The sequence below is a fragment of the Aurantibacter sp. UH7 genome, from assembly GCF_056839165.1.
The window spans coordinates 354,503-371,963 of record NZ_CM166388.1; the positions used below are offsets into that span (position 1 = coordinate 354,503).

Sequence of the window (17,461 nt, forward strand, 5' to 3'; positions counted from 1 at the left end):
ATAATTTAATCTAAAGAAATGGAAACTAAAGAAAGTTTGTACGAAAGACTGGGTGGTATGGATGCAGTAAACTCTGCTGTTGATATTTTTTATGCCAAAGTATTGGCAGACGAAAGTATAAGTCACTTCTTCAAGGGTAAAAACATGAAAAAGCAAATAGGAAAGCAGAAAGCCTTTTTATCCTATGCTTTTGGTTGCCCTATGAACTACACTGGTAAGACTATGCGCAAAGCACATAAGAAAATGGATCTTAATGAGTCTCATTTTGAGTCAGTTGCAGGACATTTAATATATTCTCTTGAGGAGCTAAATGTTCCGGGAGAATTAATTGATGAAGTCGTAGCAATTACACTTAGTGTAAAAGACGACGTACTTAATAGGTAATGTAATCTTCAGATTAAATTACAGTTTCTAAATACCAATCTAAGACACAAATCTTCAATTTATTACGATTAGAAATTCTAAAAAGTTGAACAAGTAGCACCATGATTTTATCATTTCATCAAAAACTACGTCCTATTTTCAGAATTATTAATTTTCCACAGCCACTAAATTTCATCTCAATAAAAATACGTAGCAGACTAAAAATATTACAAAAAATAAGTATTAATACGTAGAAATATACGTAGTTTTGTTTTTAATTAAACATTAAATCTGCGTATTATGGAAATACAATCTCAAAAAGCAACTACTTTAAAACTTACAGATTTCAAATCGATGCCTATTCGCACGTTTTGGATAACTTCAATTGCATTTTTCATTTGTTTTTTCGCATGGTTTGGTATTGTACCTTTTATGCCAGATGTTGTAAAAGATTTAGGACTGACACCAGATCAAAAATGGAACTCAATTATTTTAGCCGTTACAGGTACAGTATTTGCTAGATTACTAATTGGAAAGTTATGCGATAAGTATGGTCCAAGATTATGTTATACCTATTTATTAATATTTGGCGCAATACCTGTAATTCTACTTGGTTTTGTACAGACCCCAACACAATTTTTAATCTGTAGATTATTTATAGGCTTTATTGGAGCTTCATTTGTAATCACACAATTTCACACGTCAATAATGTTTGCCCCAAATATAGTAGGTACAGCAAATGCTACTTCTGCAGGATGGGGAAATTTAGGAGGAGGTGCTAACCGCTTAGGGATGCCTTTAATAGCAGCAGCAGTTGTAAGTTTTGGTGTTGCAGATGAAATAGCATGGCGCTATTCAATGGTAATTGCCGGTGTAATTGCAATGCTAATGGGTGTTGTATATTACTTCTTTACCCAAGATACTCCAGAAGGTAATTTCGCTCAATTAAAAGAAGAAGGTAAAATGCCAGCCTTAAAAAAAGACGAAGAGTCATTTATGAGTGTATTAAAAGATTACCGGGTTTGGATTCTATTTATTGTTTATGCTGCAAGTTTTGGAATGGAACTTACTGTTTATGGTACCATGGATGATTATTTGCAAAACAGGTTTGGGCTTACACGTTCAACAGCAGGTAACTTAGTATTATCATTCGCCTTAATGAATATTTTTGCACGCACGCTGGGTGGTTTTTTCGGCGATAAGTTTGGAAAACTAAAAGGTTTAAGAGGTAGAGTACTTTTTCTAACGGTTATTCTAGCTGCAGAGGGGTTAATGCTATCATTTTTCTCCATGACTACAAGTTTAGCAGTAGGTATGGTATTTTTAATTGCTTTTAGTCTTACCGTGCAAATGGCTGAGGGTGCAACATTTTCCGTTGTTCCGTTTATAAATAAAAAAGCAATCGGTTCTATTTCTGGTATTGTAGGAGCTGGTGGAAACGTGGGCGCTTTTTTAGCAGCCATGTTCTTAAAATCTAAATCAGCAGTTGCAGAAACAACAGCTTTAGGTGCTAATGCAGATTTAGGAGAAGTAGCAATGAAAGCTGCACAGTCAGCTGCTTCTGCAGGTGCAGTTTCCAGTGGATATTTTATTATTGGTGGATTTGTGGTAATTACAGCGTTAACCACATTAGCGATAAAATTTTCAACAGCTGATGAAAAAGCTTCTGACTTGGAAATGAAAAAAGTTCAGCCAAAATTAGTTTTAGGTGATAAATAAAAAAAGTAATTATGATTTCAACCTCAACTAAAATACAAGCATCATCAAACAACCTTTATTTAGCAGGTACAACATGTGTTGATTGTACTAATGAGGGGTGTTTAATTAAAAAAAACTTAAAATCTAATGTAGTATCAAAAACTACAGAAGAACAAAAACAAATTCGTTGTAAAAAAGGTCAACAGTTTATATTAGAAGGAGCTCCGGTAACGGGGCTCTTCTTCGTTCTTAGAGGAAAAGCTAAAGTATTTCGAACTGGCCTTAATGGAAAAGAACAAATAGTTCGCTTTGCTACAAAAGGTGAAATTATTGGGCATAGAGGTTTTGGCACCGAAGAATCATATACCATTAGTGCAGTTGCCATAGAAGACAGCACCTTCTGTTACTTTTCAAAAGAAAGCCTACAAGAGGTATTACGTGTAGTACCTTCATTTACTTACGATTTAATGCTATTTTATGCTGATGAACTTAATAAAAGTGAAGCTAAAGTAAAATCCCTTTCACAAATGACGGTACGTGAAAAAGTTATTGATACCTTATTGTATGTTAATCGAAAGTTCGGACAAGAATCTGGCTTTTTGGCAGTTATTTTAAGTCGAAGAGAATATGCTGATTATGCAGGCACGACAGAAGAACAAGTTATACGTGTTTTATCTGCACTTAGAAAAGAAAAGCTTATTACCACTAAAGGTAAGCGTATTAGTATCCCTAATATTTCATTATTACAAAACGAAATATCTGAACATAATTTTTATCTAACAAGTTAATTTTACTTCAACAGGTTTTTTGGAAAGTTTTATATACTCAAGCGCTACGTATACGTAGCGCTTTTTTGTTAGGTTTTATTGATTAATACAATTGTTTGAATTTTAGTTAATTAAATTAAATACCTGCTTTTTAGCAGTTTATATACTGCTATTTGTAGTATTTAAACATGTTGTAAAAGGATATATAAATGTGTGAAATCGCATGTATCAAATTTATAATTACGTATATATTTGCCGTGAATAAGTATAAGTACGTAGTTAAATAATAAAAACACTAATATGAAAACTAACATTACGAAAAATTCCTTGCTTGCAGTTCTTACGACTGTAGTAATGGCATGCGGCGGAAAAGAAACAAAAAAAGCAGCAACTGCAACTGAAGAAGCTATTACCTCCAAAACAAAACAACTTGATATTGAAAAACCACAGTTGACTTTTGGATTTATTAAACTAACTGATATGGCTCCCTTAGCTATAGCAAAAGAAAAAGGATTTTTTGAAGAAGAAGGACTTTTCGTTTCGGTTGAGGCACAGTCTAACTGGAAAAACGTTTTAGATCGTGTTATTGATGGTCAATTAGACGGTTCGCATATGTTAGCTGGTCAACCTATTGCAGCCGGTGCTGGATTTGGAAGACAAGCACAATTGGTTACTCCTTTTTCAATGGATTTAAATGGAAATGGAATAACAGTTTCAAATGATGTTTGGTCTAAAATGAAACCTAATGTACCTAAAGACGGTGAGGGAAAACCAGTTCACCCAATTAAAGCAGATGCCTTAAAACCTGTTATCACGGAATACAAAAACAGTGGCAAGCCTTTTAAAATGGGAATGGTTTTTCCAGTATCTACTCATAACTATGAAATACGTTATTGGTTAGCGGCTGCCGGAATTCACCCAGGTATGTATACGGCTGATAATGTTCAGGGACAAATTGATGCTGAAGTATTATTATCTGTAACTCCTCCGCCACAAATGCCAGCTACTTTAGAATCAGGTACTATTTATGGTTACTGCGTAGGAGAACCATGGAATCAACAAGCAGTATTTAAAGGTATTGGAGTTCCTGTAACAACAAACTATGATATCTGGAAAAATAATCCGGAAAAAGTATTTGTTATGACCAAGAAATTTGTCGATGATAATCCAAATACCGCTATAGCAGTTACTAAAGCTTTAATACGTGCAGGTAAATGGTTAGATGAACCTTCAAACAGAGCTGAGGCAGTAAAAATATTATCTATGTCGCAATACGTTGGCGCACCAGAGGAAGTACTTGCGAATTCAATGACAGGGACTTTTGAATTTGAGAAAGGTGACAAACGTGAAATGCCAGATTTTAATGTATTCTATAAGTACAATGCTACATATCCGTTTTACTCCGATGGTATTTGGTTCTTAACTCAAATGCGCAGATGGGGACAAATTCCTGAAACGAAATCAGCAGAATGGTATGGCGAAACTATCAAAGATATTTACCGACCAGATATCTGGAAAAAAGCAGCAGATTTATTAGTTGCAGAAGGACAAATTCCTGCAGCTGATGTTCCCGAAACAGATGGTTACAAGATTGCAACAGCCGACTTTATCGACGGTACAAGCTATGATGCTAAAGACCCAATCGGGTATATAAATAGTTTCTCAATTGGTAATAAAGACTAAGAAGTACTAGAAAAATAAATCGAAGTAAAAGAATAGCAAAATGGAACAAGACATCACATTAAAAAAAGAGGAAGAAGGAGTAGCTTTTTTAAAACCATTGTTAGCAAAATTAACTCCAAAAATTCAACAAGGTGACCTAATAGCATGGCTCAAGAAATCTGGAATTACCATATTATCCATAGCTTTATTTCTTGGCTTATGGCACTTGGGTTCTAAGGCACTTTATAATAAGGAGGCTAACTTTAAAATTGAAAAAGCACTAGCAGAACGAGGTCAAGCTGCTGCCGATGCAGAACGTACATGTATTGCTTCTGGTAATAGTAGTTGTCAACCAAATACGTTGCCTTCTCCTACTCAAGTATGGAGTTCTTTACAAACCTTAATCGCGGATCATAAAGTGATTACAGCAGACAAGGCTGCCTTTGCAGACAAAATGGCTGACACCAATGCTAAGCTGATTGCCAAAGGTAAAGATGCTATTGTTTATACAGGGCGCTCTTCTTTTGTTGATATTGTACTAACGAGTATAAAAACCGTTTTTGCTGGTTTTCTTTTAGCGCTTTTAATTGCTGTTCCCATCGGAATTATTATTGGTTTGAGTCCTTCCTTACGAAGTGCTTTTAACTGGTTCATTCAAATTTTCAAACCAGTTTCTCCAGTAGTGTGGTACTTGTTGGTTTTCATGATTGTGAAAACCCTATACATTGGTGATAGTTCAGATAATGCATTTGTAATATCATTTATTAGTGTTGGCTTATGTGCTATGTGGGCAACCTTAGTGAATACTGCTATGGGAGTTTCATCGGTAGATAAGGATTATATAAATGTTGCTAAAGTATTAAAGTTGGGTACTTTTCAAAAAGTATTTAAAGTAATACTCCCCTCCTCTTTGCCTCTAATTTTTACTGGTTTACGAATTACATTATCTGTAGCATGGATGGTACTAATTGCCATTGAATTATTAGCGCAAAGCCAAGGGTTAGGATTATTCGTATGGGAAGAATTTCAAAACGGAGCCAATGATTCAAACGCTAAAATTATTGTAGCCATGTTCGTAATTGGCATCATCGGGTTCTTATTAGATCGATTAATGCTAATGGTTCAAAACATGGTTTCATTTAATAAAAATGACTAAGCATCACTAAAAGAACAACACTTAAAATACGAACACATAATCACGAGAAATGGCATATTTAGAACTAAATAACATTTATAAAACGTACGGAGAAGGCGAGAATGCCACAGAAGTACTGTCAGATATAAATTTATCAATCGAAGAAGGTGAATTCGTTGCTATTGTTGGCTTTACAGGTAGTGGTAAAACAACCTTAGTAAACTTAATAAATGGACTTCTAAAACCTACAAGTGGCGAAGTTTTATTTAAGGGCGAACCAGTTATTGATACCAGTCATGAAAGAGGCGTAATTTTTCAAAACTACTCATTATTACCTTGGTTAACTGTTGGCCAGAATGTATATATGGCTGTAAAAGAGGCCTTTCCTAAAGAACGTAAAAGTGTACTTCAGCAGCGCGTTAAAGATTATGTTGCAATGGTAAGCTTAACCCCCGCAATTAATAAAAGACCCAAAGAATTATCTGGTGGAATGCGACAACGTGTTGCCGTGGCAAGAGCATTAGCCATGAACCCTGAGATGATTATTATGGACGAGCCTCTTGGTGCCTTAGATGCACTTACTAGAGGCAATCTTCAAGATGAAATTCTGAATATTTGGAGTCAAGACAAGCGTACGGCATTATTAATCACAAACGATGTAGATGAAGGTATATATATGGCAGACAGAATCATCCCATTAAAACCAGGTCCAAATGCAACTCTAGGTCCCGAATTTAAGATAGATATTGATAGACCTAGGGATAAAACAGCTTTGAATGATAATCCAAATTATAAAAAAACGCGAAACGCGATTATAGAATACTTAATGGATATAGGCGAAGAACGAAAATCAGTATCTCATACCGAATACATCCTTCCAGAAATAAGTCCTAAAAGCTTTGTAGCCTAATCTCAAAATAAAAGAAGATGAGCACCGAAACAACAATTGATAAATCAATGACGGAGAACGGAATATTATATCCTTCGAAAGTGATGTTAGACCTCTCCAAACTAAAGAAAGTATATCCAACTCCAAAAGGAGATTATGTTGTACTTGAAGATTTAGATTTACAAATAATGAAAGAGGAATTCGTAACCATTATCGGCCATTCTGGTTGCGGAAAAACAACTATGCTGTCAATGATTGCGGGTTTAAATCCAATCTCTGGTGGTAATATAGCCGTATTAGGCAATCCTGTAAAGGGACCAGGACCAGATAGAGGAGTAATATTTCAATCCCCTAGCCTAATGCCGTGGATGACCGCATTACAAAATGTAATGTTAGGAGTAAATCAAGTATTCTCTCATGCAACTAAAAAGCAACGTACAGATATCGCAAAGTACTATTTACATAAAGTAGGTTTAGACGGAGCGTTTGATAAAAAAGCATCTGAGCTTTCACAAGGCATGCAACAAAGAGTGGGCATTGCAAGAGCTTTCGCTATAAAACCAAAAGTTTTATTATTAGATGAACCTTTTGGAATGTTAGATTCATTAACACGGGGAGAACTACAAGATATCTTAATTGAAATCTGGAACAAAGAAAAAATTACAGCGGTTATGATTACACATGATGTAGATGAGGCAATTTTCTTGGCTGATCGTGTTGTAATGATGACCAGTGGTCCTAGTGCAAAAATTGGAGATATTTTAAATATAAATTTTGAAAGACCACGAACTCGAAAATCGGTTTTAGAACATAACGATTATTACACCTATAGAAAACATCTTATTGACTTTTTAGAACATTAAAATTAAAACACATATTAAAATACGAAGATTATGAAAAATAAATATCTACTACTATTTCTATTACTGTTATCGTTTCAGGTCGCTACATCACAATTTGTGCTAGATGGAGAATTTAAACCGCGTACTGAATTTAGAAGCGGCTATGGTAGTATTATTCCCGACGCCGCCGATTCAGGTTTTGCAGTAGCAACTCGTTTGCGATTAAACGCAACATACCAATTTGAATCTTTTAAATTTTATATGAGTTTACAAGATGTAATGGTTTGGGGAGAAAATCGTCAATTAAAACCTGAGGATAGTAACAACTCATTCGGAATTTTTCAGGCTTGGGCAGACATTAAATTAGGCGAAGGCTTCTCAACAAAAATAGGTCGTCAAATGTTGGTGTATGATGACCAACGTATTTTAGGTGGAGTAGATTGGGCCATGCAGGCACGTAACCATGATGCTGCTTTGTTGAAATATAAAAAGGGAAAGTTTATGATGGATTTAGCTCTTGCTTTTAATCAAGATTTTAGTGCTACTACGGGTAACCCAGGTGGATTTCAATCTGTTGGAACCGCTTACAATACCACTGGATTCTTTACATATAAAACCATGCAATTCCTGTATTTAAAACAAAATTGGGATACATTCTCAGCAAGTGCTTTGATTATGAATAACGGTTTCCAAAACTTTACTGGTGACCCAGCCGTTGCCGATGGTGTTAGTAATTTACTAACCTTAGGAACTCATTTAAATTACAAAAAAGGTAGTTTTGGCGCAGCTTTTAATGGTTATTTACAATCTGGAGAACGCCAAAACAGTGTTGATGTTGGTGGCGCTTATCTGTTAGGGTTAGATCTTAGCTACAAAGTTTCAAAAGGAGTTTCACTAGGCCTAGGTGCAGAAATAATAAGTGGAAATGATACCGCAACTACAGACAAAACCGAAGCTTTTTTTCCACTCTATGGAACCAACCACAAGTTTAATGGATTTATGGATTATTTCTACGTAGGCAACCATGCAAATTCGGTTGGCCTTACCGACATTCATGCTAGCGCCAAATTCGCTATTGGCAAAAGTTCAAGCCTTTTAGTCAAAGTATTGAACTTTAGTGGAGCACAAGAATTGGCTAGTGGTGAAAAATCATTAGGAACGGAGTTAGATTTAGTTTTTGCTAAAAAGTTTAAAGGATATGGCTTAGCAATTGGCTACTCACAAATGTTTGCTAGTGATGGTATGTACGAACTAAAAGGTGTTTCAGAAGCATTAGCAGCAAGCAGTCAAAACTGGGCATTTGTACAGTTGACTATGAAACCTAAATTTTTAAATACAGCAGCAAAAAATTAACAATTTTTAATTTGCTTCGATCGGCTATCATAACCCCTTTTGGTTGTGGTAGCTTTTTTTTGACATATAGTTGGCATTCATTATATGACCACTTAACCAATTGTATGGTGTGTTCTTTGGAAACTATTATCTTTGTACGTATAACTACCTATATTTTTGCATATTTTGAATCAGACAACCATTATATTAGTAGACGACCATTCATTGGTTCGCGACGGCATAAGAGCACTCTTAGAAAGTGAAGAAGACCTAAAAGTAATAGGTGAAGGTGCCGATGGCACAGAAGCTATTTCATTGGTTTCAGAAAAGAAACCTGATTTATTGATAATAGATATACGCATGCCAAAAATGACAGGTATCGAAGCTGTACAAAAATTAAGTGCACTTAATACAGATGTTAAATGTATAATTCTATCGATGCACGATTCTGAAGAATATATTCTTCAATCTGTAGCTGCAGGTGCCAAAGGTTATTTATTAAAAGACACTGGAAAAACAGAATTCATTAAAGCTATACATACTGTTCGCGATGGCGGGAAATATTATAGCGGTGATATTTCTAATGTATTGGTCAATAATTTATTGAATCCAAATACCAAAAAAGTAAGCACTATTGCAAAAAATGAATCCAGTACCGAAACTCCATTTGATTTAACCAATAAGGAAATTCAAGTATTAGAACTCGTATTATCAGGGCTTACCAATCAACAAATCTCCGAAAAACTTCAAAATAGTAAACGTACTGTTGAAACCCACCGATTTAATTTAATGCGTAAAATGGAGGTTAAAAATTTGATAGATTTATCTAAAAAAGCGCAAGAATTTAATTTGGTGTAGTATTACCTCTTAAGTTTCTACTTTTAATTATTAAAAAATTAGGCTATTCTTTTTAGCTTCATTCTTTAATATACTATTCCATAAATACTGTTAATAAACCTTATTAATTGTCAATCTCTCAAAATATCCCCTAACTATTATTATATTTTAACTACGTATTAATACGTATTTTTATAACTTGCCCCTCAGTAGTTGACATTTTTTATCAAACGAATTGGCAATGCAAAAAAAGAAAACAGAAAAAACTATTTGCTCCTATTGTGGCGTAGGCTGTGGTATATTGGTAGATATAGATCACAAAGGTGTAATTAAGGTTGAAGGTGATGAAGATTACCCGGCCAATAAAGGCATGTTATGCTCGAAAGGTAGAAACCTAAATTATGTTGCCCAAGATACTAGTGATCGTATTTTGCATCCACAAATGCGATGGAGTAGAAATCATCCTTTACAAAAAGTAACATGGGACACGGCTTTTGAACGTGCCGCAGCAGTTTTTAAAAGCATTATCGACAAACATGGCCCTAACAGTGTAGGTTTTTATGTTTCCGGGCAATGTTTAACAGAAGAATATTACTTAGCTAATAAAATTACCAAAGGTTTTATTGGCACGAATAACATTGATACAAATTCACGTTTGTGTATGAGTTCTGCCGTAGTTGGTTATAAAAAAACGGTAGGTGAAGATTCAGTTCCTATTTCTTATGAAGATATTGAATTGGCAGATACTTTTTTAATTGCAGGTGCAAACCCAGCATGGTGTCACCCTATTTTATATCGTAGATTAGAACAACGTAAAGCAGACAACCCCGAAGTAAAAGTAATTGTAGTTGACCCACGAAAAACTCAAACGGCAGCAGCAGCCGATTTACATTTACAAATACTACCAGGTACCGATGTAATTTTATTCAATGCTATAGCGCGTTGGTTAATTGACAAAAGAAAAATTGACAAGAGCTTTATAAAGAAACATACTGTTAATTTTGAGGAGGTAAAAGAATTAGCCTTTTCATTATCAATTCGGCAAGCTGCCGAAAAATGTGGAATCTCAGCTTCTGAAATAAGGAAAGCAGCTCAATATATTGGTGAAGCAAGTAAATTTCTTAGCATGTGGACCATGGGTCTCAACCAAAGTGTAATTGGTGTTTCTAAGAATGTTTCGCTGTTAAATCTTTCGTTATTAACGGGACAAATAGGTAAACCGGGTTGCGGACCGTTTTCATTAACTGGGCAACCAAATGCTATGGGAGGTCGCGAGGTTGGCGGAATGGCAAATCTATTGGCTGCACATAAAGATTTGGCAAATCCGGTACATCGAAAAGAAGTTACTGATTTCTGGGGCGGCAAAGAAATTCAAGAAAAACCAGGTTATACAGCCACCGAAATGTTTGATGCACTAGATAGTGGAAAACTAAAAGCTATTTGGATTATTTGCACTAATCCAGCTGTAAGTATGCCTAATGTACATAAAGTTGAACGAGCATTAAAAAAAGCTGCATTTGTTGTAGTTCAAGATATTTCACACAATTCCGAAACGACAAAATTTGCGGATTTACTTTTACCTGCCGCGGGTTGGTTAGAGAAGGAAGGCACGATGACAAACTCTGAACGTCGCATAAGTTATTTACCCAAAGTAATTGACCCGCCAGCAGAAGCCTTACCAGATGTAGAGATTCTATGGCGTTTCGCACAAGCCATGGGCTTTAGAGGATTTGATTATAAAAATGCTAGTGAAGTTTATGATGAACACTGCCTACTAACTAAAGGCACAAACATTGATATTTCTGGTTTATCATATGAGCGTTTAAAAAACGAAGGCAGTTTTCAGTGGCCGGTACCTTATGATACTCACCCAGGAACACCACGTTTATTTTCTGATTTATCATTCCATACTCCAGATAAAAAAGCGCATTTTAATGCTCCACAAAGTCTTTATAATTCATCGGAAGTAACTGATATAGATTTCCCATTAATATTAAATACTGGTAGAGTCAGAGATCAATGGCATACCCGTACAAAAACTGGAAAAGTTAAACGTTTATTAACCCATATTCCACAACCCTATCTCGAAATGAATAAGGTTGATGCCTATTTAAAGAAGCTAAAAGATGGCGACATCGCTATCGTTAAAAGCAGACGTGGTGAAGTACAAGTAAAAGTGAAAGTGAATTTAGATATTCGTGAAGGTGTTGTTTTTCTACCAATGCATTGGGGAAAAATTTTGAATAACGATTTTGGAAGAGCCAATAATATCACCAATGATATAGTTGACCCTATTTCTAAAGAACCCGATTTTAAATATTGTGCTGTACAAGTTGAAAAACATGTCAAACCAGTGCAAAAGGTTGTTGTTATTGGCGCAGGCGCAGCCGCCTATCGCTTTATACAATCGTACCGCGAAAAAAACAAAAAAGATGAATTGCATGTTTTTTCAAAAGAACACGACCCATTTTACAATCGCGTTTTATTACCAGAATATGTTAGTGAAATGCTTTCTTGGGAATCACTTGAAAAATTAAAGAAAGGTGAGATTAAAAAATTAGGAGTTCATCTACATTGTGGTTTAGGCATTGATGATATTGATGCTACCAACAAAACAGTTACAGATTCTAATGGTGAAGCACATAGCTACGACCTTCTAATCATGGCAACGGGAAGTAGCGCTTTTGTTCCTAGCGAAGTTCAAATAAATCAGCCTGGAAGGTTTACAATGCGTGAACGAGGTGATGCTGATAAATTACGGCACTATTTAAAGAAAACAGAATTACCAGTAGAAAAACAACACGTGGTAATTGTTGGTGGTGGACTATTAGGTCTTGAACTTGCTGCAGCCCTAAAACATATTGGCATTAATATAAGTATCGTTCAACGCGCGCATAGATTAATGGAACGTCAATTAGATGATGTTGCAAGCAGATTACTTGCTGAGGACGTATCTGAACGAGACATAGATATTTATTTTGACAACGAAGTAAGTACTGTTTTTGAAGAAAAAGAAAATGCACATACGCTATTAGTTAATTTAAAAACAGGCAGAACATTACAATGTAACGCTATTGTTTATGCCATTGGTACGCGACCAAATATTGAATTGGCGAAACGCGCAAATTTAAAAACACGCCGTGGACTTATTGTAAATTCATATTTACAATCTAGCGACCCATCAATTTTTGGTTTGGGTGAAATAGCTGAATTCAACAATTCTCTTTTTGGCATTACCTCTGCTGCCGAACAACAGGCAGACATCGCTGCAAACTATATTTTAGGAGATTTCAGTAGCCTATACAACGGCTCGGTATTAATGAATATTTTAAAATTCGAAAATCTCGATTTATGTAGTATCGGCATGGTAAATATTCCTTCGGATGACAGTAGTTATGAAGAGATTATTTTAATGGATGTTAGCCAACGTTTTTATAAAAAATGTATCGTTAAAGACGATACTCTAAAAGGAGCAATTTTGATGGGTGACAAAAATGAGTTTGCTGAATTCAAGCGACTTATAGAAGAAGAAATAGAACTATCAGAAAAACGAAATGAACTATTACGAGGTGCATCAAATACAGAACCATTAAAAGGAGAATTAGTTTGTTCTTGTAGTCAAGTTGGTGAAGGAAATATTACCGATGCAATCGCTGGCGGGTGCACCGAATTTAAAAATTTATGCGCGCAAACTGGAGCCGGATTAGGTTGTGGTAGTTGCAAACCAGAGATTAAAGCACTTTTAGATAATCAATTGGTAAATGCTTAATACTTAGCACTAAAACAAAAATATGAACGACGACTTGTACCGCATCTTATTAAAAGGAGGAGTTACTTCGCCTGGTGAATTAAAGGACATCATTCTAATGCTTGAATCGGCTGGTTTAAAAGAAGTCTTTTTTGGATCTCGCCAAGACTTATTATTTCCTTTAAAAGATATTAAGGAAGAACTTCAATTAGAACAATTATCAAAATTCAACACAGATATTGTTACCGATAGAAATTATCAGAATATTATTAGTTCATATGTTTCTGCTGATGTTTTTGAAATGACGTATTGGTTGAAAGGTTCAACATATCTGTACATTTTAGAAGGCTTCGATTATTTACCAAAATTGAAAATAAATGTCACCGATCCCAAACAACGTTTAGTTCCACTCTTTAGTGGAAATTTAAATTTTATAGCATCAGAAAGTGAAGACTATTGGTACTTAAATATAAAATTACCACATTGGAAATCAGCGGAATATTATCCTGTACTAATCTATAGTTGGGATATTAATAGTATCTCAAAAATTATTGAAGAAATTTATGAAGATATAACAGATGTTGACGAATTGTTTTTTGTCTTGAATAAGAAGATTGACACCAATAACAAAACAATCGAAAAAGACTTGGATGTTCCTTTTCTAACCTTTCCGTATTACGAGGGAATGAATCGAATGGGTCTGGATCAGTATTGGTTGGGGCTGTATTGGCGTAATAACAAATATGATCTTTCGTTTTTAAAAGAATTTTGTGGTTTTTGCCTTGACAATAGTATCGGCAAAATATGTATTACTCCTTGGAAATCATTTATTGTAAAAGGCATCAAACAAAAAAGTAGACCAGAGTTAGAACGTTTTTTAGGTCAGAGAGGTATTAATGTGCGACATTCACAATTAGAAATGAACTGGCATTTACCGGTTGATGATAATGAAGCCTTGGAGCTTAAAAAATTCTTAGTTCGAAGTTTTGATCAAAATGATATAAGCACCTATGGTTTAACTTTCGGTATAAGTAATGATGTTGGTAAACGTTCACATTTTTCTTCAATACTTATTGAAAAAAATAGTGCCCCTACCCTAGTAATGGATTTTGATGTAAGACCAACATATAACGTACTTCATTTTGAAAATTTTGACCCAAATACTCAAAAATATAAGGCCCATGCACATGATGTTGATAAAATAGAATTACCAGGTCTGCTTATGGAACTTAGTAAAAAATATTTTGAACAATTGGGCACGGTAAAAGCCAAAGAGGAAAAAATTAAGAATACATACATAAATGAACTACAAGTTGTACATCAGTGCCCATCTTGTTTAACTATTTATGATTCCACCTATGGTGACGATTCTGCGGGTATTAAAGCAGGAACAGGTTTTGAAAATTTACCGGATAGTTATAACTGCTCTGTTTGTGAAACTTCTAAAAATGAATTTAAAAGTATAGAAATTCAATTACATTAATCTAAACTTTTGCAATTAAGACTAACTACTAAAGTTTAGGTTCTTTGTAAATCACATAGCAGCATCAAACCAAAAATCAAGTATTTCCATTTTCGGTTTATCACTTTGTGCGTCTTTCGGGGGGCCACCTTGTCCACCTCTTTGACCTCCTCCTCCTTGACGGCCACCTCCACCACCACCTGGAGGACCACCTCCTTGACGACCGGAACCTCTACCACCCATGCTCATACTTGGACGTTCACTGTCTGATTTTTTCTCGGGTTGATTCGTTTTAACACCTATCATTAATTTCTTGAAATCTGCTTTAGGGTTATCGCTAATTTTATCTTTAGGTATTGTTAAATTGTATTCCAATAACCCCTCCGCTTCGTTATACGAATAGCCTAATGAGACCCCTACTGTATTCAAAAGAATATGAAATTCTTCGGCTACATCAAAATAAGTGTATTCGCCTTCTTGCGGAAGTTCATTATCAATTATATTTTTAATTTGTAGATTTTTTTTATCAGCTATTTCTTCAACAGTTCCAACTTCTTCTAATGATTCTTCTGTTGCTCTTCTATTAATTGGTCGCAAAGGCTCTAATGGATATTTTACATACACATTTTGCTTCTTTTTGCCTTTAATATCAAAATAAACAGAAACGCCCATATGCAACATAGACATCATTGTATTCATATCTGTTGTACTTATATTTAAATAAATAGTGTTCTGATCATGGCTAAATTTATAGTTTACTTTTTCCTCAAATATACTTGTTGTATCCGATTCCAAACCTTGTTTTATATCTTTAGCATTCCCATTAAGTAGTACTAAAACTAATGTTAGTGTAGTAAATATGTGTCTCAATATAGCTTACTTTAAAATAATTAAATTGTTTTATGGTCTTGGTTTTCTTTGAGGCTGTCCGTTCAACAATTCCTCCTTAGAAATATAATTATCCTTATTACTATCTATTTTGGAAAAGCTATCCTGTAATGGTCCTTTCACTTCAGATTCAGAAAGTTTTCCATCTTTATCAGCATCCATTTTCTCAATAAGTTCAGCTGCGTCAGGTTGATCGCTAGGACGCCCATTTTCTGGTCCGCCTCCTTGACCTCCTTGTGGTCTTCCTTCAGGTCTTTGTTCGGCTTTACCGTGTGGTGAAGGTCCATCGTGTTTCTCCTTGGCAAATTCTCCCATTAAACAACGCCCTACATAAGGAAACTCGTTTGTAACTAAATACATGTATTTTCCATCAATAGTAATTCCGTTGCATTCATCTAAATCCCCTAAACCTTCTACATATTCAAAATCAGAACCAAAGCTACCATCATGATGTCCGCCTACAGAAACATCAATGGATTCCATTGGGTTTGAATAAGTACAATCTTGACCCACTCGATTGCCGTCAACCAATTTAAAACTAGGTTTATAGGTACCACTTTTAGAATAATACATCGGATAACCATCAAAGGCAAAACCGATATGTACTAAATCCTCACCGTTGTCAAAACTTTGAATTACTCCTGTTGGTGTACCGTGATAATGATATTCACCTGTGGGTTGTACATGCGCATGGTTAGAATCAAGACCCATGTTAATCAAATCTTGAATTGCTTCTACTCTATAATTCTCACCAGATTCGCAAACTACAACCTCAGCCGTTTGCGGTTCAAATTTTATCCCATTTAAAGCAATACCTGGCGTTCTAACCCATTCCGCTTTACCCGTAAATTTTGGAATTAATGGAATTTTATACGTTTTATTTTGAGCAGAAATAGTATTCGGATTACCAATATTCGGAAATTCTCCAGTACTATGATTAGGTAGCGCATTGGTAACTATTATTCTATTATTTTCGGTAAGACTAACTTTTGTTTTTGTTCCAAAATTTTCATCTTCTAAATCATAGGCACCAAAAAAACCAGCAGTTTTTTGTGCATCATGGATATGTGTATCACTACCATGCGTATTTGATTCATCATCATGCAAGTGCTTTTCCTTTTCCTCTTTACAAGCAAGAAAAAACATCTGAGCTAAACCTAGGATTGTGCAAAATACTATTCGTTTCATTTTTTTAATGGCTGATTTTAATGGAATCTAGCGTATTATCTTTTTCTTTAAATGCATTCTTAATTAAAAATAAAACTCCAAATAATGCAAACACTATTAAGAGCATTTCGTAAGAGAAAAAACTTGCTTTTGCTTCATTGACTTCAACAAACTTATGATCATCAACATTCAACGATAATGTGTGATTGTTAGCATCGTTTAAAACAAAATGTTCTTTATTAAATCCTTCTTTTAAAAGAATTAGAGCACTTTTATTTTTATAAATATCAGAGAATACCGCATTTTTTATAGTTACAGAATGTATGTCTGAAGGAATACCATAAACCTCGAAAACTACCTTAGTTTCGTGTCCTAAAACCACTAATCCTTTACTGAGTCCAATTTCTTGATTATCATTAAACTGAAATTGGATATTTTTTTTCACATGTTTAATAACCATTTCTCGGAACTCCTCTGGGGTTTTATATGGAGTATCGGCAAAATGAGTTTTTATTTCGTGTTGAAAAGCAGTTAAAGAAGCACTTATTTGTAAAATCCACGTGCCATTTTCTTTCTCAACTAACATTGTTGTAGACACATCAGATTGATGTGCTTTCACCGTTAGAGCGAGTAACATAAAGCCTATTAAAAAAAATCTTTTAATCATAATA

General features: G+C 34.8%; 14 protein-coding genes. 11 read left to right on the plus strand and 3 right to left on the minus strand.

Annotated elements, in window-relative coordinates; translation table 11 throughout:
• The first annotated feature begins 18 nt into the window (after window positions 1–18).
• The 11 genes from UH7x_RS01465 (at window position 19) to UH7x_RS01515 (ending at window position 14,756) form a co-directional block, all read left to right on the plus strand.
• The gene (locus tag UH7x_RS01465) at window positions 19–384 is read left to right on the plus strand and encodes a group I truncated hemoglobin (RefSeq protein ID WP_482361952.1); all 366 of its coding nucleotides are present in this window, start codon (window positions 19–21) and stop codon (window positions 382–384) included.
• Window positions 385–663: 279 nt separating this feature from the next.
• Window positions 664–2,082, plus strand: a complete 1,419-nt coding sequence (locus UH7x_RS01470; protein WP_482361953.1) for an MFS transporter — start codon at window positions 664–666, stop codon at window positions 2,080–2,082.
• An 11-nt stretch (window positions 2,083–2,093) separates the two neighbouring features.
• Window positions 2,094–2,849 (plus strand): Crp/Fnr family transcriptional regulator, encoded by a 756-nt coding sequence (locus UH7x_RS01475; RefSeq protein ID WP_482361954.1) that lies wholly within the window; start codon window positions 2,094–2,096, stop codon window positions 2,847–2,849.
• 279 nt (window positions 2,850–3,128) lie between these two features.
• Complete coding sequence (locus UH7x_RS01480) at window positions 3,129–4,511, plus strand: CmpA/NrtA family ABC transporter substrate-binding protein (RefSeq protein ID WP_482361955.1); 1,383 nt, start codon at window positions 3,129–3,131, stop codon at window positions 4,509–4,511.
• Window positions 4,512–4,551: 40 nt separating this feature from the next.
• Window positions 4,552–5,646 (plus strand): ABC transporter permease, encoded by a 1,095-nt coding sequence (locus UH7x_RS01485; RefSeq protein ID WP_482361956.1) that lies wholly within the window; start codon window positions 4,552–4,554, stop codon window positions 5,644–5,646.
• A 49-nt stretch (window positions 5,647–5,695) separates the two neighbouring features.
• Window positions 5,696–6,535, plus strand: a complete 840-nt coding sequence (locus tag UH7x_RS01490; protein ID WP_482361957.1) for an ABC transporter ATP-binding protein — start codon at window positions 5,696–5,698, stop codon at window positions 6,533–6,535.
• Window positions 6,536–6,552: 17 nt separating this feature from the next.
• A complete protein-coding gene (locus UH7x_RS01495; protein WP_482361958.1) occupies window positions 6,553–7,377 on the plus strand; it encodes an ABC transporter ATP-binding protein in 825 nt (274 codons plus the stop codon).
• A 30-nt stretch (window positions 7,378–7,407) separates the two neighbouring features.
• Entirely contained in the window at window positions 7,408–8,709 is a 1,302-nt protein-coding gene (locus UH7x_RS01500; RefSeq protein WP_482361959.1) for an alginate export family protein, read from the plus strand.
• Between the two features lie 165 nt (window positions 8,710–8,874).
• On the plus strand, window positions 8,875–9,546 hold the full coding sequence (locus UH7x_RS01505; protein WP_482361960.1) for a response regulator: 672 nt from the start codon (window positions 8,875–8,877) through the stop codon (window positions 9,544–9,546).
• A 220-nt stretch (window positions 9,547–9,766) separates the two neighbouring features.
• Window positions 9,767–13,294, plus strand: a complete 3,528-nt coding sequence (locus UH7x_RS01510) for a molybdopterin-dependent oxidoreductase (protein WP_482361961.1) — start codon at window positions 9,767–9,769, stop codon at window positions 13,292–13,294.
• A gap of 22 nt (window positions 13,295–13,316) precedes the next feature.
• Window positions 13,317–14,756 (plus strand): rubredoxin, encoded by a 1,440-nt coding sequence (locus tag UH7x_RS01515; RefSeq protein ID WP_482361962.1) that lies wholly within the window; start codon window positions 13,317–13,319, stop codon window positions 14,754–14,756.
• Window positions 14,757–14,807: 51 nt separating this feature from the next.
• On the opposite strand, the gene UH7x_RS01520 is transcribed toward UH7x_RS01515, so the two are convergent.
• The 3 genes from UH7x_RS01520 to UH7x_RS01530 are packed head-to-tail and all read right to left on the minus strand — an operon-like array spanning window position 14,808 to window position 17,457.
• Complete coding sequence (locus tag UH7x_RS01520; protein WP_482361963.1) at window positions 14,808–15,605, minus strand: hypothetical protein; 798 nt, start codon at window positions 15,603–15,605, stop codon at window positions 14,808–14,810.
• Between the two features lie 30 nt (window positions 15,606–15,635).
• Entirely contained in the window at window positions 15,636–16,811 is a 1,176-nt protein-coding gene (locus tag UH7x_RS01525; protein WP_482361964.1) for a YHYH protein, read from the minus strand.
• A 4-nt stretch (window positions 16,812–16,815) separates the two neighbouring features.
• On the minus strand, window positions 16,816–17,457 hold the full coding sequence (locus UH7x_RS01530) for a hypothetical protein (RefSeq protein WP_482361965.1): 642 nt from the start codon (window positions 17,455–17,457) through the stop codon (window positions 16,816–16,818).
• Window positions 17,458–17,461: the final 4 nt, after the last annotated feature.